The organism is Actinocorallia aurea (genome assembly GCF_054783995.1).
On record NZ_BAAGPQ010000024.1, the window covers coordinates 63,434 to 85,521 of the forward strand.

Sequence of the window (22,088 nt, forward strand, 5' to 3'; positions counted from 1 at the left end):
CGGCGCTGACCGAGACCGGATGGTCACAGTAGAGTGAGCAGCCGCGTGGACCCCAGGTCCGCGCGGCTGTCGTCTTTCCCACCCACCCGAATGAGCAGCCTGTGGCGCCTGGACTCGACCGGCACGTGGTCACCGCCGTGCTCGTCATGCACGACGGCGCCCGCTGGCTACCCGACACGTTGAAAGCCGTGCTCAGCCAGACCCGCCGAATCCAGCGGCTGGTCATCGCCGACACCGGCAGCACCGACACCGGGCCCGCGATCGTCGCCGGCGTCGTCGGCCCCGGCAACCTGCTCACCCTCGACCGGGACGTCCCGTTCGCCTCCGCCGTCGCGGCCGCGCTGGAGACGCCCGCGGCCACCATGGAGGTCGACGTCGAGAACGCCGTCGAGTGGCTGTGGGTCCTGCACGACGACTCCACCCCCGCCCCCGACGCGCTCGAAAGCCTCCTCAGGCACGTCGACTCCGACCCCAACGTGGGCCTGGCCGGACCGAAACTGCGCGACTGGGACGACCGCCGCCTCCTCCTGGAACTCGGCGTCGCCCTCGACGGCCAGGGCCGCCGCTTCACCGGAGTGGAACGCGGCGAGTTCGACCAGGGCCAGCACGACGGCGTCCACGACGTCATGGCCGTCAGCTCCGCGGGCATGCTGGTGCGCCGCGACGTGTGGCGCCAGACCGGCGGCCTCGACCCCCGCTTCGGCCTGTTCCGCGACGACGTCGACTTCGGCTGGCGGGTCCACGCCGCGGGGCACCGGGTCGTCGCGGTCAGCGACGCGCTGGTCTACCACGCCGAGGCCGCCGCGCGCGGAGTGCGGGCCGCGCCCGTCGCGCCCCGCCGCCTCGACCGGCGCAACGCCATGTGGGCGCTGCTCGCCAACCTCCCCGCCCGCCGTGCCGCCGCGTCCTACCTGCGGCTGGTGTTCGGCTCGCTGCTGCGGATCGCGTTCCTGGCGCTGGGCAAGAAGCCGATGGCCCTGCGCGACGAACTCGACGCGCTCCGCGACGTCGTGACCGGACCCGGCACGCTGCGCAGGCTCCGGACGGGCCGCGCCACTGGAAGATCGCACGTCTACCGGTCGGTCCGCAGGTTCCAGCCCCAGTGGGTCACCCTGCGCAGGCTCACCGAACGCCTCGGCGTGCTCATCGCGCCGACCGAGTACGGCCTGGACGCGGTGGAGTCGGAAGAGGAGCACATCCCGCTGCGGGAGCGCGGCTTCGGCGTGGTCCGCCGGGTCCTCGCCCATCCCGGCGCGGTCGTCCTGCTCGTCCTGTCCTGCGTGGCCTTCCTCGCCGAACGCTCGCTGATCGCCGCGGGAGGACGGCTCGGCGGAGGCGCCCTCGTCCCCGCGTGGGGGAGCGCAGCCGACCTGTGGGCCACATACGCGGCGGGATGGCATCCCGTCGGCTTGGGCTCGGCCGACGCGTCGCCGCCTTACCTGGCGTTCTTGGCCGGGCTGTCGATCATCACCCTTGGACAGCCGTCCTTGGCCGTCACGGCTCTGCTCCTCGGCTGCGTGCCGCTCTCCGGGCTGACCGCCTACCTCACCGCTAAACGGCTCATCCCGACCAGCCTTCCCGCCGGGAAGCGGACCGCCCGCCTTCTGCGGCGCAGCCGGGTGCCGGCCGGCGCCATCCGGGTGTGGGCGGCGATCGCCTACGCGGTGCTGCCCGTCGTCAGCGGCGCGATCTCCGCCGGCCGGGTCGGCACCTGCGTCGTGTACGTGCTGCTGCCGTTCATCGGCCTCCTCGGCGCACGGGTCCTGCGGGAGCCGGGCGGCCGTGTGGACGCCAGGCAGGCGCGCCGGGCCGCGTGGGGGCTCGCGCTGCTCCTGACCATCGCCATGGCCTTCGTGCCTTTGACGTGGCTCCTCGTGCTCATCCTCGGCGGGCTGTCCTACGTCGGCTCCAAGGCCGTCAGCGGGATCGACCTGGCCATCGCGCTGGCCGTCCCGCCGCTGCTGCTCCTGCCGACGACGCTCCAGCTCCTCGCGCACCCGTCCCGGTTCCTGCTGGAGGCCGGGCTGCACCGGCCCGAACTCGTCGACCAGGGCCTGACCGGCCTGTCGATCCTCACCCTCGACCCGGGCGGGCCCGGCACCGACCTCGGCTGGGCGACGGCGGGGCTGCTGGCCCTCGCCGTCGCGGCACTGCCGCTGCGCAGCCGCCGCACCGCCGTCATGGGCGGCTGGATGCTCATCCTCTTCGGCTTCCTCGCCGCGATCGCGGTGTCGGCGGTCATCGTCACCGAGACGCCCGGCGAGGGCGCTCCCGGCTGGCCGGGCGTGCCCCTGGCGTTCGCCACCGGCGGCCTCATCCTCGCCGCCTGCGCGGGCCTGCAGCGGTCGGTGGAACTGGTCTCCACAGGCACCTGGAAGTACCGCTTCGGCGCTGCGGCGGCGGTCCTCATCGCGCTCTCCACGCCCGCGCTCGCCGCCCTCGCCTGGATCGGGATCGGCGTCGACGGGCCCGTCGGCAAGGCACCCGGCGCGACCCTGCCCGCGTTCATCACCGCGGTCAACGAGGAGACGCGCGCGCGGACCCTCGTGCTCTCCCACGACGGAGGCGCCGACATCTCCTACAGCCTGCTGCGGGGGCCTTCCCCAGAGGTCGGAGACGAGGAGTTCCAGGCGGAGGAGAAGGCCGCCGTCCGCCTTGACCGGCTGGTGGCCGACCTCACCGCGGGCCGGGGGACCGAAGGACTCAACCGGTACGGCGTGCAGTTCCTCTACCTGCGCTTCCCGGGGGACAAGCGGCCGGAGAACGGCGAAAGGCTGCTGCGCCGCCTCGACGGGCTTCCCGGGCTCGTCCGGATGAGCCGCAGCGACGACTTCGCCGTCTGGCGCCTCGCCGAACCCGGCGCCCGGCTGATGCTCTTGGACGGCGAAGGCGCGATCACCCCTCTGCGCTCCAGCCTTCCAGATGGCGAGACCGCCGCTCGGGTCGATCTTCCAGCCGGAGAGGCGGGCCGCAGGGTGCTGCTCGCCGAGCCCGCCGGAGGCTGGGCCGCGACCATGGCAGGGAAGGCCGCCAAGGCCGTCACCGTCGATGGGTGGGCCGCGGGATGGGACGTCCCGGAGAGCGGCGGGACCTTCGCGGTGGAGCGGAGCCAGAGGCTGTGGACGGCCTGGACGGCCGTCCAGGGGCTGGCGTTCCTCGTCGTGGTCGTGCTGGCGCTGCCGGGCGGCGAGGCCCCGGTGCGGGGCAGGCGGCGCGGACGCCGGGCGGAACCCGCCGCCGAGCCGGACGAGTCCGGTGCGTCGGCCGAAGGACAAGAGGACGGCGCGCGGGACTCCGCGGCGCCCGATGAGCCCGCCGAGTCCGCGGCGTCCGTGGGAGCAGAGCCGTGAGCCGTGCCAGAAAGCGCATCTCGCCCCTTTCGGGCGCCCTGGGTCGGCGTAGGGCGGCCGTCGAGGAGACGGCTCTGCCCGAGCCGGTGCCTTCCACGTCTGAGGAAGGCGCCGAACCCGTCGCTGAGGTCCCCGAACCGCGCGTGGGCACCCGCCGGGCCGCCCGCGCGGGCGCCCCGACGCGGCGACTCCCGCGGCGCCTGCCGCGGCGGCCCGCAGCGGGAGGCGCGCTCGACAAGGTCGTCGACGTGGCGACCGTCGTGGCGGGAAACCGGTACGGGGTGGCCGCCCTGATCCTCGTCGCCGTCGCCGCCCTCTACGGAGCCGCCGCGCTCACCCGTCCGGGGGCGCCGGCGGAACTCAAGGGCACGAGCGTGCCCATCACGACGGCGCTCGCCGCGTGCCCCACCGCCGAACAGACCGCCCGCCTCTCCGTCGTGTCGGGCGGCGAAGGCGAAGGCGCCGGCTCCGTCACTTCCCTCGACGGCAAGTCCGTGGCCGACCTGCCCGCGCCTTCCAAGCTGTACACCGGCGAGGCCAAGCGCGGGGCGGCCCTGGAGGTCCGGGCCGACGGCGCCGCCGCCGCGGGCCTGGAAGCCGCCCAGACCGTCGCCGGCAAGCGCTCCCTCGCCTCGGTGCCGTGCACCGCGCCCGCGACCGAGCACTGGTTCGTCACCCCCGGCCCCGGCGCCGGCGCACTCGACCTGCACGTCACCAACGTCGACGACGTGCCCGCCACGATCGACCTCGAAGCCGTGTCGGACGACGGCTCCCTCGACACCACCGACGGCAAGTCCCTCGACGTGCCCGCCCGCAGCACCCGGATCATCAAGATCGGCCAGAGTCTCGACGGCCTCGGCATGATCGCCGCCGACGTCCAGGTGCTCGCCCTGCGGGTGACCGCGACCGGCGGCCGGGTCGCCGCCGCCCTGCGCGCCGACGCCGGGGCCAAGGGCGCGGACTGGGCGACCGCCACCGCCGAACCCGCCACCCGGGTGATCGTGCCCGGCGTACCCGGCGGAAGCGGCAAGCGGACGCTCTACGTGGGAGCGCCCGGCAACCGGGACGCCAAAGTGCGGATCCGCGTGCTCACCGCCGACGGCCCCAGCGCGCCCGAAGGCCAGGAGACCCTCGACGTTCCCGCGCGGACCGTCATCCCCCTCGACCTCGAAGCCGCGCTCGGCGGACGGCCCGCCGCCATCGAACTCACCGCGAACCGCCAGATCCTCGCCGGATTCGCCGCCACGGGCTTCGAACTCGCCCTCGGCGCGGCCGGAACCCCCCTGGACGGCGGCACATCAGCCCTGGGAGCGGCCCCCGCCACCGCAGGCGCCGAAGGGGTGCGCAAGCCCCGCGAAGCCGCCACGCTGCTTCTCACGGCCCCCGACAAGGCCGCGAAGATCCAGATCACGCCCATGACGGCCGCAGGCCCCGGAACCGCCACCCGACTCGACATCCCCGCAGGCCGGACCATCGAGATACCCCTCGACACCCCGGCCGTCCGCGTGACACCCCTGCCGGGCTCCGGACCCGTCTACGGGACCCGAGTGCTCACCATCAAATCCGGGCAACGAGAACAACTCACCGTACGGACCCTCACTCCGGCACCCCTCGAAGCCGCCCTACCGCCCGTCTCGGACACCCTGACCGCCGTCATCCCCTGACCGCCGTCATCCCCTTACGGGGAAGCGGACTAATCGTCCTCAGGCTCGTCCACGTCATCCGGGTCCAACCCCAGCAACTGAGCCACCTCGTCCACCACCACGTCATGAATCAACCGGACGAGCTCCCGCTCACCCTTCCCGTCCTTGCCCGCCCGCGCCTCCAACGGCCGACGGAAGACCACCACACGCGGCACCCCGCCCACCGTCCGCGTCACCCCCAACCGCACCTCGGAGACCCCCACCTCCGCAGGCGGAATGTCCTCGACCGCGAACTCCACCCCCGCAAGCTGCTCCTGCCAAGGCGCGACGACCCGCTGCACCTCCTCGCGGACAAGATCATCGAACTTCTCCGCGCGTGTCAACGAAATGGGCACCTCAGGCGGCGCCAACGGCCCCCGCAGCCCCCGCCCATGCCGATCCCGCCGCCTCACGCTTGCAGTCTAGGCCAGCCCTCCGGCCCTGGGGGCCTACGGGGCAGCCCAGGGGGGCCCGATCACGTGAGCGGCCGCGCCTTCGGGCGCTCCCTGGGATCACCTCGTGTGTGGCCCCGCCTGGCGGGCTCCGCGGAACGCCCCGTAGGTGTCTGTGTCGGCGGCTCTATCGGGAGCGGTGGGGTGTGGGCCGCGGTCGGCGGCGCTCGGGGGGACCGGTGGTGGGCGGGTGTGGGCGGCGGCTGGTTCTGGGGTCGGGCGGTGGGGGTGGCTGGCGGTGGTCGGTGGGGGGAGGGGCGTGAGGGCGGCTGTTTGGGGGGTTGGGGGCTGGGGTGGGGAGGGGAAACGGGTGGGCCGAATTGTTCGCGTATTGGATGAAACGCGAGACACGATCACGCGGATACTGGCGATGCGGGCCGGAAAGGCGTACGTTCAGCCAACGTGAGCCCCGTCCGCATCTGCTCCCGCACCGCGTGCAAAGCGTCAGCTGTGTTCACGCTCACGTACGTCTACCGGGACTCCACCGCGGTGCTGGGCCCGCTCGCCGCGTACGTCGAGCCGCACTGCTACGACCTGTGCGCCGAACACGCCGACAGGCTGACCGCCCCCAAGAACTGGGAGCTGCTCAGGCTCCCCGCCGAAGAGGCCTCCGACCAGCGCACCAGCGACGACCTCGAAGCACTCGCCGACGCGGTCCGCGAAGCGGCCCGCCCCGCCCACCCCGGCACCGAACCCGTCGGCCAAGGCACCGAAGTGGGGCGCCGAGGCCACCTCAGAGTCCTCCGCTCCGACCAGCAGCCCTGACCCCGGCCCCTTCGTGGTCGAGCGGGCGAACGGCCCTCGGCGCGACCGCGTAACGGCGTTCGTCCCGCGTCCCGGTACGCTCGTAGTCCAGACGGAACGAGCCGGAGGGACACCCGACGTGGGCGATCTCGCCAAGATCTTCAAGGCCTATGACGTGCGGGGCGTGGTCCCCGACGAGTTCGACGAGGAGATCGCCGAGGCGACCGGCGCCGCGTTCATACGGGTGACCGGGGCGTCCCGGATCGTCACCGCGCACGACATGCGCGCCTCCTCGGTGCCCCTCGCCGCGGCCTTCGCCCGCGGCGCGACCGCCCAGGGCGCGGACGTCATCGAGGCGGGCCTGGGCTCGACGGACCTCCTGTACTACGCCAGCGGCAGCCTGGACCTGCCCGGTGTCATGTTCACCGCGAGCCACAACCCGGCCAAGTACAACGGGATGAAGATGTGCCTTTCGGGCGCCCGTCCCGTCGGACAGGACACCGGACTGCGCGAGATCCGCGATCTCGTCGCCGCGGGCGTCCCCGCCCACGACGGCCCCGTCGGCAAGGTCGAGCAGCGCGATCTCCTCGCCGGTTACGCCGCGCACCTGAAGACCCTCGTCGACGTGTCGGGCATCCGCCGGCTCAAGGTCGTCGTGGACGCCGGCAACGGCATGGGCGGCCACACCGTCCCCGCGGTCTTCGCCGACCTGCCCCTGGACGTCGTCCCGCTGTACTTCGAGCTGGACGGCGCCTTTCCCAACCACGAGGCGAACCCGATCGAGCCGGAGAACCTCCGCGACCTCCAGGCCGCGGTCCGCGCGCACGGCGCCGATCTCGGCCTGGCCTTCGACGGGGACGCCGACCGCTGCTTCGCCGTCGACGAGCGGGGCGAGATCGTCTCCCCGTCGGCGATCACCGCGCTGGTGGCCGAACGCGAGCTGGCGAAGTATCCGGGCGCGTCGATCGTGCACAACCTGATCACGTCGGCGGCCGTGCCGGAGATCATCGCCGAGAACGGCGGGGTCCCGGTGCGGACCCGGGTCGGGCACTCCTTCATCAAGAAGACGATGGCCGACGTCGGCGCGGTCTTCGGCGGAGAGCACTCCGCTCACTTCTACTTCCGGGACTTCTGGTTCGCCGACTCCGGGATGCTGGCCGCGCTGCACGTGCTGGCCGCGCTCGGCGAGCAGGACGGAACGCTTTCCTCCCTGCTGTCGTCTTACGACCGGTATGTCGCTTCCGGGGAGATCAACAGCGAGGTCGCCGACCAGGCGGCGGCGGTGGCCAGGGTGCGCGCGGTCTTCGCCGCCCGCGACGGCGTCACCGTCGACGAACTCGACGGCACCACGTTCACGGGCGACGGCTGGTGGTTCAACCTCCGCGCGTCCAACACCGAACCGCTGCTCCGACTCAACGCCGAGGCGGGAGACGGGCAGACCATGGCGGCGATCCGGGACGAGGTCCTGTCGATCGTTCGCACCGAGGAGGCAAAGTGAAGATCGACGCGTGGCTCCTGGAGATCCTCGCCTGCCCCAACTGCCGCGGCGCCCTGCGCGCCGAGGGCGGTGAGCTCGTCTGCACCGGCGAGTGCGGCAACGTCTACCCGGTGACGGACGAAGGCGTCCCGGTGCTGCTGGTGGACGAGGCGAGGGCGCCCCGGGCATGACCCGCGCGGGCGCGCTGGACGACGCGGACGCGCTGGAGGCGGCCGACAGGGGCGGGATGCTCCGGCTCGTGGCCTCCGGCGCCGCACAGATAAGGCAAGCCGCCGTTCTGGCTGAGGAAGCCGGCCTCGCCGAGGCGCTCCAAGGCGCGGGCCGCCCCCGGACCGTCGTCATCGCAGGTCCCGGGTCTGCGGGCGAGGTGGTCGCCGCGATCTGCGGCAACGGCTGCCCGGTGCCCGTGCTGTGCGTGGACGGCGGGGTGCTGCCCGGCTGGATCGGCGCCACCGACCTGGTCTGCGCGCTCGGCGATGAGGCCTTCGACCTGGCCGCCCAGGCCGTCCGGCGGGGCGCCGCGGTCGTCGGGGTCGGCCACGCCGACGCCCGGCTGCGGTCCCTGGCCACCCAGAACCGGCTCCTCTACCTACCGCTGGCGCCGCCCGCGGGACCCGTCCGGGCGCTGCTGTGGGCGCAGGTCGTCCCGCTGCTGCTGGTGCTGCGCGGGCTCGGGCTCGCCGCGGTGCCGGACGACGCGCTGGAGGCCGCCGCCGCCCGTCTCGAAGACGTCGCGCACCGCTGCCGTCCGGCGGGGGAGCCGTTCGTGAACCCGGCCAAGCAGCTCGCGCTGGAGCTGGCCGGCTCGCTGCCGATGCCGTGGGGCACCACCCCGCTGGAGAAGGCCGTCGCCCGTCGTCTGGCCGCCCAGCTGAGCGACAACGCCAAGGTGCCCGTCGCGCTTGCGCTCCCCGGCTCCCTGGACGCCGCGGCCCCCGACGCCGACGACTTCTTCCGCGACCGCACCGAGGACCCCGAGGCCGCCGTGCACCTGGTGCTCCTCTCCGAGGGGACCACCCCCGAAGGGGAGCCCGCGCCGGGCCGCTCGCCCGTCGGAGACACCGCATCGGCACGCGGAGTGACCGTTTCTGAGCTCGCGGGAGAGGGCCTTCACCCCCTGGAGCGTTCCGCCTCGCTGATCGGGTTGTGCGACTATGTGTCCGTTTACCTGGCGTTGGCGCTGGGAGTGGACCCGACACCCGTCCCCGCGCGTACCGAAATCGAAGCGAGGATCTACTAAATGTCAGCAGAAGGCGGAACCAAGGCGATCGTCGCGGCACTCGCGGCGAACCTGGGGATCGCGACGGCCAAGTTCGTGGCGTACGTGTTCACGAGTTCGTCGTCGATGCTGGCCGAGTCCATCCACTCGGTCGCCGACTCCGGCAACCAGGCCCTCCTGCTCGTCGGCAAGAAGCGCGCCACCCGCGCGCGCACGGCCGACCACCCCTTCGGTTACGGCCGCGAGCGGTACTTCTACGCGTTCATCGTCGCGCTCGTGCTGTTCACGGTCGGCGCGGTCTTCTCGATCTACGAGGGCGTCCACAAGCTGCAGGACCCGCACCCGGTGGAGTCCCCGCAGTGGGCGTTCGGCGTGCTGATCATCGCGATCGGCCTGGAGAGCTTCAGCTTCCGGACCGCGATCAAGGAGTCGAACGCGATCCGCGGCGAGCAGGGCTGGTGGTCCTTCATCCGCCGGGCCAAGGCGCCCGAACTGCCCGTCGTGCTGCTGGAGGACCTCGGCGCGCTCGTCGGCCTGATCCTCGCGCTGCTGGGCGTCGGCCTCGCCGTCATCACCGGCGACGGCGTCTGGGACGCGCTCGGCACCATCTCCATCGGCGTGCTGCTCGCGGTCATCGCGGTGATCCTCGCGTTCGAGACCAAGAGCCTCCTGCTCGGCGAGGGCGCGGGCGAGGCCGCCGACAAGCAGATCATCGCGGCGCTGGAATCGGTGCCCGAGGTCGACCGGGTGATCCACCTGCGCACCCAGTACCTCGGCCCCGAGGAACTGCTCGTCGCGGCCAAGATCGCGGTCGGCGGCGAGGACACCGCGGTGGAGATCGCCAGGGCCATCGACGCGGCCGAAGGCAAGGTGCGGGAGCTGATCCCCGTCGCACGGCTGATCTACCTGGAGCCCGACCTCGACAAGCACAAGCCGTCGCATTCCGGCGCGACCGCCGTCGGAAACGGATCTTCCGGAAACGGATCGTCCGGACAGTGATCGTCCGGACAGCGATCGGCGCCGGAGGCCTGAGGCCTTCCGACGCCGAGATCTGAGCGAAGCCCCCGCCCATCGGTTCCCCCGAATCCGGTGGGCGGAGGCTTTTCGGAGACCCCCATCTCCTGCTCACTGTGTCCAACGGTAGAAGCCGGGCATTCATTCCACGTCCCCCTGCGGGGCCGGATCCGGGTCATCCTCAAGGCGGACCGGCCCACCGGGGATCGCACCCTAAGGTGAGGCGAACAGGCGCAAACCCGGCGAGGATGGCAGCGTGAGCAGCGAGAAGACACTCGGGACGGGTGCGGCCGAACACGTGTGGCGGCTGTCCGGACGCGGCGTGGCCGCCGTCGGCCAGCTCCTGCTGTGGGTCCTGGAAGGCATCGGGCGGCTGCTGAAGCCGCTTCTGGACAAGGCCGTGGCCAAGATCCGCGGGCCGCAGCCCGCCGCGCCCGGCCCCGCCTACGGGCCGTACGGGACGATGATCGTGCCGCCCTCCGCGCCCGCCCCGCCCGCGCCGCGGTGGATCGCCGCCTGGCATCGGTTCTTCTCCTCCTGGGTGTACGCGCCCGTCACAGGGCTGCTGGTCACCTTGGCCGCCGTGTACGAGGCCGGCACCAACACCGACGACCTCTTCAGCGTCGAAGGGGCCTTCGCCGTCGCGGCCACGCTGCCGCTGGTCTGGCGGCGCGAGGTGCCCAAACCCGCCGCCGCGCTCGTGCTGGGCGCCGCCGCGGCCGCGCTGCTGTCCGGGCAGCCCTTCCTCGTCACGACCATGGCCGCGGCCCTCTGGATGCTCTACCTGCTCGCGCAGACCCTGCCGCGGGCCTCGGCGGGGGTGCTCGCGGTGACTTCGCTGGCGGTCGTCGGGGTCGTCTACCTCGCGGGCGAGGGCCTCGACGCGATCCCGTGGCCCGCAGGCGTCGCCGCGGTGATCGGCGCGATCGGGCTCGGTGACGCCCGCCGGACCGTCCAGGCGACGGAGGCCGAGGCGCGCGAGCAGCGCACCGAGACCCTCCAGGCGCTCGGCGACGCGCAGCGCGACCAGGCCGTCATGCGGGAGCGGGCCAGGATCGCGCGGGAGCTGCACGACGTCGTCGCGCACTCGGTGTCGATGATCGCGGTGCAGGCCGAGACCGCGCCGTACACGATGCCGTCGCTGTCGGAGGAGGCCAAGGACGGCTACGCGGAGATCGCGCACACGGCCCGTGAGGCGCTCGTGGAGATGCGGCGGCTGCTGGGCGTCCTGAGGTCCGACGCGCCCGCCGACGGGGAGGTGACCCCGCAGCCCCGGCTCGACAGGATCGGCGACCTACTGGACCAGCACCGGGGAGCCGGGGGAGCGGCCGCCCTCTCGGTGCGCGGGCCCGAACAGCCCTTGTCGGCCACCCTTGAGCTGTCCGCCTACCGGATCGTGCAGGAAGCCCTGACGAACGTGCGCAGGCACGCCCCCGGAGCGCCCGTCCAGATCGACCTCACCTACCACCCCGACAGGCTCGCCGTCCGCGTCCACAACGCCGCAGCCGGACCGGCGCAGACGCGCGTCGACGGGTTCCCGGTCCGCGCGACCGGCGGGCACGGGCTCATCGGCATGCAGGAGCGGGCCGCCATGCTCGGCGGCGACTTCCGCGCCGGGCCCGCCCCCGACGGCGGTTTCGACGTGTCCGCGGACCTGCCTTTCCGGACCTGATCGAGGATCTGTCGGCCCTGACCGGTGCCCCGGGACCGATCGGCTGGGACAATCGGGACAGCCCGGCGCGCGGGTGCCGGGTTCGCCGAGCGTCCACGAGCCGGGCCCGTGAGCACGGACCGGCAAGGGAGGCCTCATGATCCGGGTCGTCATCGCCGACGATCAGACGATCGTCCGCGCGGGGTTCGCCGCCCTGCTCGGCGCGCAGGAGGACATCACCGTCGTCGGCGAGGCCGCGGACGGCGTCGAGGCCGTCGACCTCGCACGGCGGCACCGCCCCGACGTCATGGTCATGGACGTCCGGATGCCCCGCATGGACGGCATCGAGGCCACCCGCCGCATCCTCGCCGAACCCGGCATGGAGGCCCTCCGCGTCCTCATCCTGACCACTTTCGACATCGACGAACACGTCTACGACGCGCTCTCGGCGGGCGCCTCAGGCTTCCTTCTCAAGGACGCCACGGCCGCCGACCTGGTGGCGGCGGTCCGCATCGTCGCGAGAGGCGACGCCCTCCTGGCCCCCCAGGTGACCGCCCGCCTGGTCCGCGAGTTCGCCCGCCAACACCGCACCCGCCTGTCCCCGCCCGCCGCCCTCGCCACCCTGACGGCCCGCGAGAACGAAGTCCTCATCCTCATGGCCGGCGGCCTCTCCAACGCCGAGATCGCCGCCCACCTCGTCGTCTCCGAACACACCGTAAAAACCCACGTAGCCCGGGTCTTCACCAAGCTGAGCCTCCGAGACCGAGCCCAAGCCGTCATGCTCGCCTACGAATCCGGCCTGGTAACCCCAGGCCAACCTTGATCGTCCATCCGAGCCCCCTTCTCCCGGGCTGGTGTTCTTGAAAACCCTCGCATACCATCGGTGGTATATATCCTTGAGGGTATGTTCGAGATTGCTCTGGAACCTGAGGTGGAGGACTGGCTGGCGACCCTGCCGTTCGGGCACTTCCAGCGAGTGATGGCCAAGGTCGACCGCTGCCTAGTGGAACGGGGAGGAATTCCCGATGGCAAGCACGTGAAATGCTTGCGGGCCGGCGTGAACGAGCTTCGGCTGGTCCTGGGCGAACGCTCATGGCGGATCACCTTCTGGAGGCCGGGGGGACTTCGCATCGTGCTGCTCACGGTGTTCGCGAAGACCACTAACGGACCGCAACACGACGACGTGGGCAGGGCGGTCAAGGCCATGAGGATCTGCCAAGCTGGGCATGACATGACCGTCACTCATGTTTTTGACAGGAGGTCGTGATGAGCGGACATGGGGCGTGGGAAACGCTCAAGGCCAAGCGGCTTCGGGGCGGTGAGGACGCGGAGCACCCCGCGTACACGCAGGCCGTTCGTGACATGGACCTCGGGGATCGGCTCCGGGAGATCCGCGTCGGCAGAAACCTCACTCAGGCCGAGGTGGCCCGAGACGCGGGGATCAGTCAGCCAGCGCTGTCCCGCATCGAACTCGGGGGCGGTGTGCCCACCCTCGACATGCTCGACCGGATCGGCAGGGCGATGGGCGTCCGCTTCGTCATCACCGTGGGCGACGCACAGGCCGAGGCCATTGAGCTGCTCGCGGGCTGAGCCGCCTCGCCGAGCAGGCCCCGAAGGGAAGCAGCCCCCGGCCCTGAAAGGGGCCGCTTCGGCCGGATGGCGGGCTTCCGCGCGTCAGGGGCGGGGGCGGAGGAGGCGTTGGGCCTTGGCCTGGTCGAAGTCGAGGGCTCGGACGGGGTGGGGCTTGAGGCGGCCCAGGCGTTCGCCGAGGTCCTGGACGCGGGCGCGGGCCTCGGGGTCGGCGAGGACGCGGAGGGCGAAGGCGAGTTCGGAGGGGCCGACGTCGTAGCGCTGCTCGACGGCCAGGCCGGTGGCGACGGCGCGGAGGTCGAGTTCGGTGAACTGGCGGTGGGACCTACCCGATCTTGGGGGGAGAAGTCCTAGTTTCTCCCGGTATCGCAGCATTCTCGGAGACGTGCCAAGGCGCTGTGCGGCCTCCGTGATCCTCATTCTGACAATTCTATGTCAGGTTCACCCTCTTCGGCGTGCCTCAGGGAGGTGAGCGGCCCTAGACTTCACAGCGGAGCTATCCAGAGGAGTCGTTGAAGATGGATTACAAGGTCGCCGACCTTTCGCTCGCGGCGTTCGGCCGCAAGGAGATCCGGCTCGCCGAGCACGAGATGCCCGGCCTGATGGCGGTACGCAAGGAGTACGCGGCCGCCCAGCCGCTGCGCGGCGCCAAGATCATGGGCTCGCTGCACATGACCATCCAGACCGCCGTGCTCATCGAGACCCTCGTCGCGCTCGGCGCCGACGTCCGCTGGGTGAGCTGCAACATCTTCTCCACCCAGGACCACGCCGCCGCGGCCGTCGTCGTCGGGCCCGAGGGCACCGTCGAGGAGCCCAAGGGCGTCCCGGTCTTCGCCTGGAAGGGCGAGACGCTGGAGGAGTACTGGTGGTGCACCGACCAGGCCCTGCGCTGGCCCGACGGCACCCCGCCGAACATGATCCTCGACGACGGCGGCGACGCCACCCTCCTCGTCCACAAGGGCGCCGAGTACGAGAAGGCCGGAGCCGTCCCCGCCGCCACGGAGGACGACCCGGAGGAGTGGCACATCATCGTCGACACCCTCAAGCGCACCATCGCCGAGTCTGACGGTCGCTGGACCGAGACGGCCGCCGCGATCAAGGGCGTCACCGAGGAGACGACCACCGGCGTCCACCGCCTGTACGAGATGCACAAGAACGGCGCGCTCGCCTTCCCGGCGATCAACGTCAACGACTCGGTCACCAAGTCGAAGTTCGACAACAAGTACGGCTGCCGCCACTCCGTCATCGACGGCCTCAACCGCGCCACCGACGTGCTCATCGGCGGCAAGGTCGCCCTCGTCGCGGGCTACGGCGACGTCGGCAAGGGTGTCGCCGAGGCGCTGAAGGGCCAGGGCGCCCGCGTCATCGTCACCGAGGTCGACCCGATCTGCGCGCTGCAGGCCGCGATGGACGGCTTCCAGGTCGCGATCCTGGACGACGTCGTCGGCATCGTCGACATCTTCGTGACGACCACCGGCAACTTCAACATCATCACCGCCGACCACATGGCGAAGATGAAGCACCAGGCGATCGTGTCCAACATCGGGCACTTCGACAACGAGATCGACATGGCCGGCCTGGCGAAGATCCCCGGCATCGTCAAGGACGAGATCAAGCCGCAGGTCGCCACCTGGACGTTCCCCGACGGCCACAACATCATCGTGCTCGCCGAGGGCCGCCTGATGAACCTGGGCTGCGCCACCGGCCACCCGTCGTTCGTCATGTCGAACTCGTTCACCAACCAGGTGATCGCGCAGATCGAGTTGTTCACGAAGACCGAGCAGTACCCGGTCGGCGTGTACGTCCTGCCGAAGCACCTCGATGAGAAGGTCGCGCGCCTTCACCTCGACGCCCTGGGCGTCAAGCTCACGACCCTCACCAAGGCGCAGGCCGAGTACATCGGCGTGGACGTCGAGGGCCCGTACAAGCCGGACCACTACCGGTACTGAGCCCCGATCCGATCCGAACTGACTTGATCGACTCGGACATCGCGGACCCCGGCCTGGCGCAGGCCGGGGTCCGGCGCATCGACTGGGCGGACCGCGCCATGCCGGTGCTGCGCGCGATCCGTGAGCGGTTCGCCGTCGAACGGCCCCTGGACGGCCTGCGGATCACCGCGTGCATGCACGTCACGACCGAGACGGCGAACCTGCTGCGCACCCTTCAGGCGGGCGGCGCGGAGGTGGCCGTCGCGGCGTCGAACCCGCTGTCCACCCAGGACGACACGGCCGCGGCCCTCGCCGTCTCGTACGGGGTGAGGGTGTTCGCGCGGGCGGGCGTCGACATGGACACCTATTACCGACATATCCACCATGCCCTGAATCTCGCGCCCCATCTCGTCGTCGACGACGGGTGCGACCTCGTCAACATCCTGCACACCGAGCGGCTCGACCTGCTCGAAGGCGTCCTCGGCGGTTGCGAGGAGACGACGACCGGTGTCCTGCGGCTGCACCAGATGGCCCGCGAGGACGCGCTGCGGTTCCCCGTCGTGGCCGTCAACGACACCGCGACGAAACGCCTCTTCGACAACCGCTACGGAACCGGTCAGTCCACCCTCGACGGGATCATCCGGGCGACGAACACGCTGCTCGCGGGCAAGACCGTCGTCGTCGCCGGGTTCGGGTACTGCGGGCGCGGCCTGGCCGAGCGGGCGCGCGGGCTCGGCGCGCACGTCGTCGTCACCGAGATCGACCCGGTGAAGGCCCTCGACGCGCTGCTCCAGGGCTTCCGCGTGCAGACCATGGCAGAGGCCGCGGCGCACGGGGACGTGTTCATCACCGCGACCGGCAACCGCGACGTGGTGAACGCCGACCATTTCTCCGTGATGAAGGACGGCGCGATCCTCGCCAACTCCGGGCATTTCGATGTGGAAGTGGACGTGCGGGCCCTCGCCGGGCTGGCCGCCGACGTCCAGCGGGTCCGCCCGCACGCCGACGAGTACCTTTTGGAGGACGGCCGCCGCCTCGTCCTGCTCTGCGAGGGCCGCCTGGTGAACCTGGCCGCCGCCGAAGGGCATCCCGGAGCCGTCATGGACATGTCGTTCGCCGACCAGGCCCTCACCTGCGCGTGGCTCGCCGCCTCGCACGGCGGGCTCGCGCCGGGCGTCCACCAGGTGCCCGAGCACATCGACGCCGAGGTCGCCCGGCTCAAGCTCGCCTCGACGGCCGTCGAGATCGACGTGCTCAGCCAGGACCAGGAGGACTACCTGTCGTCTTGGCGCTCGGGGTCGTAGATGCCGCGCGGGGTCTATCTGCACACGGCGACGGGGGCGCGCGAGGAGTTCCAGTGCGCTCCCGGGCCCGCCGGATGGCGTTATGTCTCCTCCGGGGCGACGCGGGTCGACCTGACCGTCGACTCCCGGTGGCGGCCCGCGCGGCTCGACCTCGCCTCGGGCGCATCCGTGCTGCGCGGCGGATGCGCCGGACGTGAGGTCATCTGGGTGCGGGACGGCCGCGAGCACGCGGCCGAGGCGCACGGGTTCCTCGGGGAGTCGCCCGGGTTCCTCGTCGCGGTCGCCCGGTCGCTGCGGCTCGCGGAGGGCGGCAGGGCCGACGTCCCGCTCGTCGCGGTCCACGGCCCGGCCCTCGCGGCCCGCCGCACCGTCCGGCGGTTCGACCTGCGCTCGGTCGACGCCCACGAGACGGACCTGGGGCCGCTGCCCGTCGAGTACTGGACGTCGGTCGACCTGGACACCGCCGAGGAGACGGAGTTCCATCTCGCGGGCGACGTGGTCCTGGCCGCGGAGGGCATCGAACTGGAGTCGCTGGAGTCACCGCCCTCGCTGTGAGCGGACGGGCGAGGTCGGCGCGGGGCATCGGCGGGGCATGCGCCGGGCAAGCCTCGGGAAAGTTCGGCCTCCCAGGGGTGATCCTGCCCGACCATCGCGGAGACCGAACGTTTGCCGACCGGTTCGGGGGAGCATGCCCACCCGGTCTGATACTGGGAGTGAGGTGTCCGGGGAGCCGCGGGATCGTCGCGAAAGACCGGATCATCACGCACTCGGCTCGACATCCTTCCCAGGCATCAGACCAGAAGCCGCATATCGGGGAGACCTTCTCATGTTCCGCATCAGTCATCTGGCCCTCGCCGCCGTCGTCGTGGGGGCGGGCGGGGGCGCCGCCGCAGCGGCCGCGGCGTCAGGCGAGGCCGCGCCTGCGCAGGAGACGCCGTCGGCGAAGGCCGAGATCAAGACGGCCGAGGGCACCACCGTCGGCACGCTGACGATCGAGGGCGCGAACGGCCCGGCCAAGGTCACCGTCAAGGGGCAGGGGCTGCCGCCCGGCTACCACGGCCTCCACCTGCACCAGAAGGGCCTCTGCGATCCGAACTCGAAGGACCCGGACACCGGCAGCCCGTTCTTCAGCGCGGGCCCGCATCTGGACACCGGGGGCCACGAGCACGCCAACCACACCGGCGACCTCCCGGCCCTGCTCGTCAACGCCGACGGCACCGGCACCGTCACCGCGCTCTCCGACCGCTTCCAGTCCACCCAGCTCTTCGACGCCGACGGCACCTCCGTCATCCTCCACGCCAAGCCCGACAACCTGGCCAACATCCCCGACCGCTACACGGCCCCCGACGGCAAGAAGGGCCCCGACGCCGAGACCCTGAAGGCCGGCGACTCCGGCCCCCGCCTGGGCTGCGGCATCCTCACCAAGCCGTGACGCCGCGGTACGGGAGTTTTCGTCGTTCCCCAAGTGAGCGGGCCGAATTGTCGATATTTCTATAAAGAGAGACTTCTGGCGTTCCCCGGCCGCATACTCGGCGCCATGGCGAACTCACGGGGGCGTGAGCTGGTGGTGGCCGCGACGGCCCTCCTCGCACTCGCCGTCGCCGGCTGCGGCACGGACGGCCCCGAAGGCGAAGCAGGCGCCACCCCGTCGAGCGGGGTGGTGGACACCGCGCCGTCGTCCGGCTCACCGGGCCCGGGCGGCCAGGGCCCGGGAGGCGGTGAAGGCGAAACCGCGCCTCCCGTCGGGCCCTCGGCACAGCCCTGGCAGACTCCGCAGGTCCCGGTGTCCGGGGGAGCGGACCTGAAGAACGGCTCGCCGCGCGACGACTGCACCTACATCGTCCCGTCAGAGGGCGACGTCCGCATCGTGAGCTACGAGATCGAGGTCGCGGAGGAGCCCTCCGCGCTCCCGCCGGAGTCCTACCTGGCCGAACACGGAGTGCCCGCGGCGACCACGGTGCCCTCCCTCACGCTCACCGAACAGGTGCCCGTGAACGGAGAGGTGCCCGACGACGGCACCTGCCGGGCCGCGATCGGCGAGCCGGAAGAGGGCGATCCGCCGCCGCCTCCGGAGGAGTACAGCACCAGGCCGTGCGCCGTGGACCTCGTCCTCGTCAGCGACGGGGGCTGCACGCTCTGGGCGAAGGCCGTCGGCGGGGAACTGCCCGGCGACTCCGCGCCCGGGGAGTACCGGATCATGACGCACTGGCGGCTGACCAAGCTGTGCACGAGCACGGAGCCGCTGCCCTGCCGGAACGTCGACGACATCGTGCCCACTGCGGAGACCCCGGTGCGCGTCTACTGGAACATCGACCATGAGGTGCGCCTCTACGTCGTGTGGCTGGGCGAGGCGAGCACGAGCGCGCCCGCCCTCCTGTTCCACTCGAACTGGAATGGCGAGTAGGCCCAGATGGGCGCGGAATCCGCGCCCCGAGCCACCGGACGCGGGCGCCCCGGACACCGAGGCCCGCTGGACCGAGCGGCTCACGCTGCTCAGCACCTTCGGCCCGCCGACGACGCTCGCCGCGGGCCTCCTCATCTGGTACGGATATGTCGCGACGCTCCAGCAGTTCCGCTACTTCGGGGTGGAACTCCAGCTCACCGGACTCGCCAACCAGGACCTGCTGCTGTTCGGCCTCGAAGTCGCCTACCCGGCCGCGGTGCTGCTTCTCGTCATCGTGCTCGTGTGCCTCGCCCTGCATGCCGGCCTCGGGCTGCTCCTGTCCGCGAGGCCGCGCCTGGTGCGGTGGATCGCCCCCGCGATCGGGGCGGCCGGGGCCGTGCTGCTCGTGCGCGCGCTCGTCGGGGTCCTCGTCCAGGACGTCTCCGAGCACGAGACGCCCGGGATCACGCCGCTGTCCCTGACGCTGTGCGCGCCCCTGCTCGTCTACGGGTTCCGGCTGGGGAGGCTGGCAGGGGAAGGCGGCTGGCGGGAGAGCGCGGAAGCCGAGGCCCTGGAGCGGCGGGGCAGGATCCTGGCGATCGCGCTGGCCGTCGTGGGTCTTTTCTGGGCGGCGAACACCCTGGCGGCCGAGGTGGGGATAGCCCGCGCCTACGAGAGCGCGCGCAGCCTGGACAAGCTCCCCGAGGTCGTCCTCTACACGAAGGAACCCCTCGTGGACGCTCCCGCGGAGGCCCGCCAGTGGGACTTCGGCAAGAAGGCCGCGTTCCGCTACCGCTACCAGAACCTCCGCCTCCTCCTGGCCTCCGGCGACCGCCTCTTCCTGATCCCCCTCACCTGGAAGCCCACCGACAAATCAGTCCGCCTCTCCACGTTCGTGATCCCCTACGACACGAACATCCGCCTCCAACTCATCCCCCGCGCCCCCCGCTGAGTCCCCTACGCGCCCTTGATCCCCGCGACCAACCGCCCGAAGGCGACCGGCGACAACGCAAGGTGCCCACCCCGAGGACTCTTACTGTTCGCACCCCCGCGCACACCCCCAAGACAGCGGCCTCAACACAGTCGCCGTTCCCTCCGCTGTAACGGCTCTTCCGCCAAACGACGGCGTTTTCCCTCGGTAAGCGGTTCTCCGGCGTCAGCTCCCAGCAGCGACCCCCAGAGTCGCGGCTGTCTTACGAGGCTCGATGCCCCCGCTCGGAGATGGTCGAACGCGGTCCTTCCGGCTATGTCCGGCGGGTAGCAGGAGTCGGTCGACTTGAAGGCTTGACCGTTCAGGCAGATGACACGGCCCCGGCTAGGGCCTGTGGTCATAGCGGAGTTCGTAGAGGTGGCCCGCTTTGACCAGGGTGGTGGCTTCGATGGGGCGGTCGTTGTGGGAGAAGACCACACGGAAGGTGCGAAGGACCGGGAGGTCGCCTGGGAGGCCGAGGGCCTGATACTCGGCTTGGGTCGGGATGCGGGCCGAGACGAGGTCGACGGCGTGGAGGGGCGGGTGGCCGAGCGCGTCCAGGAGAACGGGGACGCCGCCCTTGATCTTGCGATGCTCCATCATCGCGGTGCCGCGTGCCAGATCGAGCGGATAGTAGCTCGTGACCAGCTCGGTGGGCTCATCGTTGATCTGCAGGAGTTGGGAGCGCAGGAGGGCGGGTTCGCCGGGCTGGAGACCCAGGGCCTGGGCGGATTCGGTCGGCGGGACCGCCTCGCAGACGTCGAGGAGTCGGCCCGCAGCGGTCTCGCCAGGGTCGGCGACCGTGGTGAGCCAGGGGTAGGGCTCGCCGGGAGGCGCGGGCTTGAGGAAGTCGGCCGGGCGGATGGTGCGTTGGCGACGCGGGCGGACGGTGATGCTGGCGCCGGGGCGGCCGATGAGGAGGCCTTCGTCCTTGAGGAGTTGGACGGCCTTCTGGATGGTGGCGTTGGCGGCGCCGAAGCGGTCGCGGAGTTGCTGGGTGGAGGGGAGGGCGGTGCCGGCGGGGAGGGCGCCGTTGAGGATTTCGTCGCGGAGGTCGGCGGCGATGCGCTGGTGGAGGGGGCGCGGGTCGGTGCCGGTCATCGGGCCGCCTTCAGGTTGTAGCGCAGGCGTGCGGAGCGGGCGGGCATGGTCATGACGTCGGCTTCGATGGGGTGGTCGTCGGCGTCGAGGATGAGGCGGGTCAGGGCGAGGACGGGTTCGACCTCGGTGAGGCCGAAGAGGTCGCGTTCCTCTGGAGTGGCAGGGCGGGCGGTGACGTCCTCTTGGACGTGGGCGCCGACGTGGCCGAGTTCGGCGAGGAGAGTGACGGCACCGCCTCGGATCTTTCCGAGCTCCGCGAGGGCGGTGCCCGCGGCGATGGCAGGCGGGTAGTAGGAGTCCGTCAGCTCGACGGCCTGATCGTCGAGGTAGATGACGCGGCGGCGGACGATCGCCTTGCCGTCGTTCTCCAGGCCAAGCAGGCTTGCGACCTCCTCGGGCGCGTCGACCTCGCCCGCGTGGACGATCCGCTGGCTTCCCTTGCCGCCGCGCGCTGCCGCCTCGGCACCCCAAGCGTCCCCGCCTCCCGGAGTGATGTACGGCATCGACGTACTGGTCCACTCACCGGTCACTGCCCTTCCCCTTTCGCCAAGGCCTCAGGACCTTACTGCCTTACACGATAGGTAATCGGCATCCACATACTAGCTTTCGCGAAAAGTAGTACGGTTGGCGGTGTCGATCCGTTCTTCGAGGAGGTGAGCATGGCGAAGCTGTCGTGCCCTGGTGGGCACCTGGTTGGGCGGGGTGCCGGGTGACGGGGCGGGTGAGCCAGCCGTCGATGGGCGGGGGGCTTTGTCAGGACATGGTGGCCTCCAAAGCGTGTGCGGGGCTGGCCTGGAGCATGGTCGAGCAGCGGCTCATCACGTGGCGTGTTCCGGAGGAGGTGCGCTATGACGTGCACCTTGTGCTGGCCGAGCTCGTTGCGAACGCCGTCGCGGTGACGCCTCGGGGCGGCATGATCCAGGTGCGGTGCGACCGGGAGGACGGGGCGGTGCTCGTTGGAGTGCGCGACCCGCGTTCGGAGCTGCCCGCCGAGCCCGCTCTGGTGGTGCCACTGGAGCCTGAGGGCCTCGACCTCCGCGAGGAGAACTTCGACGTCAACGGGGGCTGGGGGCTCAGCATCGTCAAAGCGCTCTCCGAGGCGTGCGGTGTCACCCCGTGGGCCGATGGCGGCAAAGTCGTCTGGGCCCGTCTTCGCGCCGCCTGAGGACCCGCGCCGCGCCCTCGCTCGGGGGCGCGGCGCG

At 71.6% G+C, this 22,088-nt stretch carries 23 protein-coding genes; 18 read left to right on the forward strand and 5 right to left on the reverse strand.

Translation table 11 applies throughout. The annotated features are described in order from the left end of the window. Positions 1-101: 101 nt before the first annotated feature. Positions 102-3,350 carry a glycosyltransferase family 2 protein gene (locus tag ACYVOM_RS27350; protein ID WP_460306386.1) on the forward strand — a complete coding sequence of 1,083 codons (3,249 nt, stop codon included), beginning with the start codon at positions 102-104 and terminating at the stop codon, positions 3,348-3,350. Then, positions 3,347-5,014 carry a DUF5719 family protein gene (locus tag ACYVOM_RS27355; protein ID WP_460306387.1) on the forward strand — a complete coding sequence of 556 codons (1,668 nt, stop codon included), beginning with the start codon at positions 3,347-3,349 and terminating at the stop codon, positions 5,012-5,014. Before ACYVOM_RS27350 ends, ACYVOM_RS27355 begins: the two co-directional genes overlap by 4 nt. Positions 5,015-5,043: 29 nt before the next feature. Here ACYVOM_RS27355 and ACYVOM_RS27360 read toward each other — a convergent pair whose 3' ends face one another. Further along, positions 5,044-5,376 (reverse strand): metallopeptidase family protein, encoded by a 333-nt coding sequence (locus ACYVOM_RS27360; protein ID WP_460306388.1) that lies wholly within the window; start codon positions 5,374-5,376, stop codon positions 5,044-5,046. 510 nt (positions 5,377-5,886) lie between these two features. Here ACYVOM_RS27360 and ACYVOM_RS27365 point away from each other — a divergent pair. From ACYVOM_RS27365 to ACYVOM_RS27405, 9 genes are all read left to right on the forward strand, one after another. Then, positions 5,887-6,249 (forward strand): DUF3499 domain-containing protein, encoded by a 363-nt coding sequence (locus ACYVOM_RS27365; protein WP_460306389.1) that lies wholly within the window; start codon positions 5,887-5,889, stop codon positions 6,247-6,249. 118 nt (positions 6,250-6,367) lie between these two features. After that, entirely contained in the window at positions 6,368-7,726 is a 1,359-nt protein-coding gene (locus tag ACYVOM_RS27370) for a phosphomannomutase/phosphoglucomutase (RefSeq protein ID WP_460306390.1), read from the forward strand. Beyond that, a complete protein-coding gene (locus ACYVOM_RS27375; protein ID WP_460306391.1) occupies positions 7,723-7,896 on the forward strand; it encodes a Trm112 family protein in 174 nt (57 codons plus the stop codon). Before ACYVOM_RS27370 ends, ACYVOM_RS27375 begins: the two co-directional genes overlap by 4 nt. After that, complete coding sequence (locus ACYVOM_RS27380; protein WP_460306392.1) at positions 7,893-8,966, forward strand: SIS domain-containing protein; 1,074 nt, start codon at positions 7,893-7,895, stop codon at positions 8,964-8,966. Before ACYVOM_RS27375 ends, ACYVOM_RS27380 begins: the two co-directional genes overlap by 4 nt. Then, positions 8,967-9,944, forward strand: a complete 978-nt coding sequence (locus ACYVOM_RS27385) for a cation diffusion facilitator family transporter (protein WP_460306393.1) — start codon at positions 8,967-8,969, stop codon at positions 9,942-9,944. It abuts the gene before it with no gap. A gap of 271 nt (positions 9,945-10,215) precedes the next feature. Continuing rightward, positions 10,216-11,631, forward strand: a complete 1,416-nt coding sequence (locus tag ACYVOM_RS27390; RefSeq protein ID WP_460306394.1) for a sensor histidine kinase — start codon at positions 10,216-10,218, stop codon at positions 11,629-11,631. 136 nt (positions 11,632-11,767) lie between these two features. After that, complete coding sequence (locus tag ACYVOM_RS27395) at positions 11,768-12,433, forward strand: response regulator transcription factor (RefSeq protein WP_460306395.1); 666 nt, start codon at positions 11,768-11,770, stop codon at positions 12,431-12,433. Positions 12,434-12,514: 81 nt separating this feature from the next. Further along, on the forward strand, positions 12,515-12,877 hold the full coding sequence (locus tag ACYVOM_RS27400; protein WP_460306396.1) for a type II toxin-antitoxin system RelE/ParE family toxin: 363 nt from the start codon (positions 12,515-12,517) through the stop codon (positions 12,875-12,877). Next, positions 12,877-13,200: a helix-turn-helix domain-containing protein gene (locus ACYVOM_RS27405; RefSeq protein ID WP_460306397.1), complete on the forward strand. Its 324-nt coding sequence runs from the start codon at positions 12,877-12,879 to the stop codon at positions 13,198-13,200. The genes ACYVOM_RS27400 and ACYVOM_RS27405 overlap by 1 nt, the downstream gene beginning before the upstream one ends. An 84-nt stretch (positions 13,201-13,284) precedes the next feature. Here ACYVOM_RS27405 and ACYVOM_RS27410 read toward each other — a convergent pair whose 3' ends face one another. Next, a complete protein-coding gene (locus ACYVOM_RS27410; RefSeq protein ID WP_460306398.1) occupies positions 13,285-13,620 on the reverse strand; it encodes a MerR family DNA-binding transcriptional regulator in 336 nt (111 codons plus the stop codon). A 92-nt stretch (positions 13,621-13,712) separates the two neighbouring features. Here ACYVOM_RS27410 and ahcY (ACYVOM_RS27415) point away from each other — a divergent pair, with 92 nt between their 5' ends. From ahcY (ACYVOM_RS27415) to ACYVOM_RS27440, 6 genes are all read left to right on the forward strand, one after another. Next, positions 13,713-15,149 carry an adenosylhomocysteinase gene (gene ahcY, locus ACYVOM_RS27415; RefSeq protein ID WP_460306399.1) on the forward strand — a complete coding sequence of 479 codons (1,437 nt, stop codon included), beginning with the start codon at positions 13,713-13,715 and terminating at the stop codon, positions 15,147-15,149. 23 nt (positions 15,150-15,172) lie between these two features. Then, positions 15,173-16,432 (forward strand): adenosylhomocysteinase, encoded by a 1,260-nt coding sequence (gene ahcY, locus ACYVOM_RS27420; protein ID WP_460306400.1) that lies wholly within the window; start codon positions 15,173-15,175, stop codon positions 16,430-16,432. Beyond that, the gene (locus tag ACYVOM_RS27425) at positions 16,433-16,987 is read left to right on the forward strand and encodes a hypothetical protein (protein ID WP_460306401.1); all 555 of its coding nucleotides are present in this window, start codon (positions 16,433-16,435) and stop codon (positions 16,985-16,987) included. 271 nt (positions 16,988-17,258) lie between these two features. Next, positions 17,259-17,864: a superoxide dismutase family protein gene (locus tag ACYVOM_RS27430; RefSeq protein ID WP_460306402.1), complete on the forward strand. Its 606-nt coding sequence runs from the start codon at positions 17,259-17,261 to the stop codon at positions 17,862-17,864. A 105-nt stretch (positions 17,865-17,969) separates the two neighbouring features. Further along, positions 17,970-18,836 (forward strand): hypothetical protein, encoded by an 867-nt coding sequence (locus tag ACYVOM_RS27435; RefSeq protein WP_460306403.1) that lies wholly within the window; start codon positions 17,970-17,972, stop codon positions 18,834-18,836. Then, positions 18,826-19,767: a hypothetical protein gene (locus ACYVOM_RS27440; RefSeq protein WP_460306404.1), complete on the forward strand. Its 942-nt coding sequence runs from the start codon at positions 18,826-18,828 to the stop codon at positions 19,765-19,767. Before ACYVOM_RS27435 ends, ACYVOM_RS27440 begins: the two co-directional genes overlap by 11 nt. Here ACYVOM_RS27440 and ACYVOM_RS27445 read toward each other — a convergent pair. The 3 genes from ACYVOM_RS27445 to ACYVOM_RS27455 all read right to left on the reverse strand — a co-directional run bounded on the left by ACYVOM_RS27445 (position 19,745) and on the right by ACYVOM_RS27455 (position 21,416). Further along, positions 19,745-19,975, reverse strand: a complete 231-nt coding sequence (locus tag ACYVOM_RS27445; protein ID WP_460306609.1) for a DUF397 domain-containing protein — start codon at positions 19,973-19,975, stop codon at positions 19,745-19,747. The genes ACYVOM_RS27440 and ACYVOM_RS27445 overlap by 23 nt on opposite strands. A 155-nt stretch (positions 19,976-20,130) precedes the next feature. Continuing rightward, positions 20,131-20,886, reverse strand: a complete 756-nt coding sequence (locus tag ACYVOM_RS27450; RefSeq protein ID WP_460306405.1) for a GntR family transcriptional regulator — start codon at positions 20,884-20,886, stop codon at positions 20,131-20,133. Further along, the gene (locus ACYVOM_RS27455; protein WP_460306406.1) at positions 20,883-21,416 is read right to left on the reverse strand and encodes a GntR family transcriptional regulator; all 534 of its coding nucleotides are present in this window, start codon (positions 21,414-21,416) and stop codon (positions 20,883-20,885) included. The genes ACYVOM_RS27450 and ACYVOM_RS27455 overlap by 4 nt, the downstream gene beginning before the upstream one ends. Positions 21,417-21,646: 230 nt before the next feature. Between ACYVOM_RS27455 and ACYVOM_RS27460 the strand changes: the two genes are divergently transcribed. Beyond that, positions 21,647-22,051: an ATP-binding protein gene (locus ACYVOM_RS27460; protein ID WP_460306407.1), complete on the forward strand. Its 405-nt coding sequence runs from the start codon at positions 21,647-21,649 to the stop codon at positions 22,049-22,051. Positions 22,052-22,088: the final 37 nt, after the last annotated feature.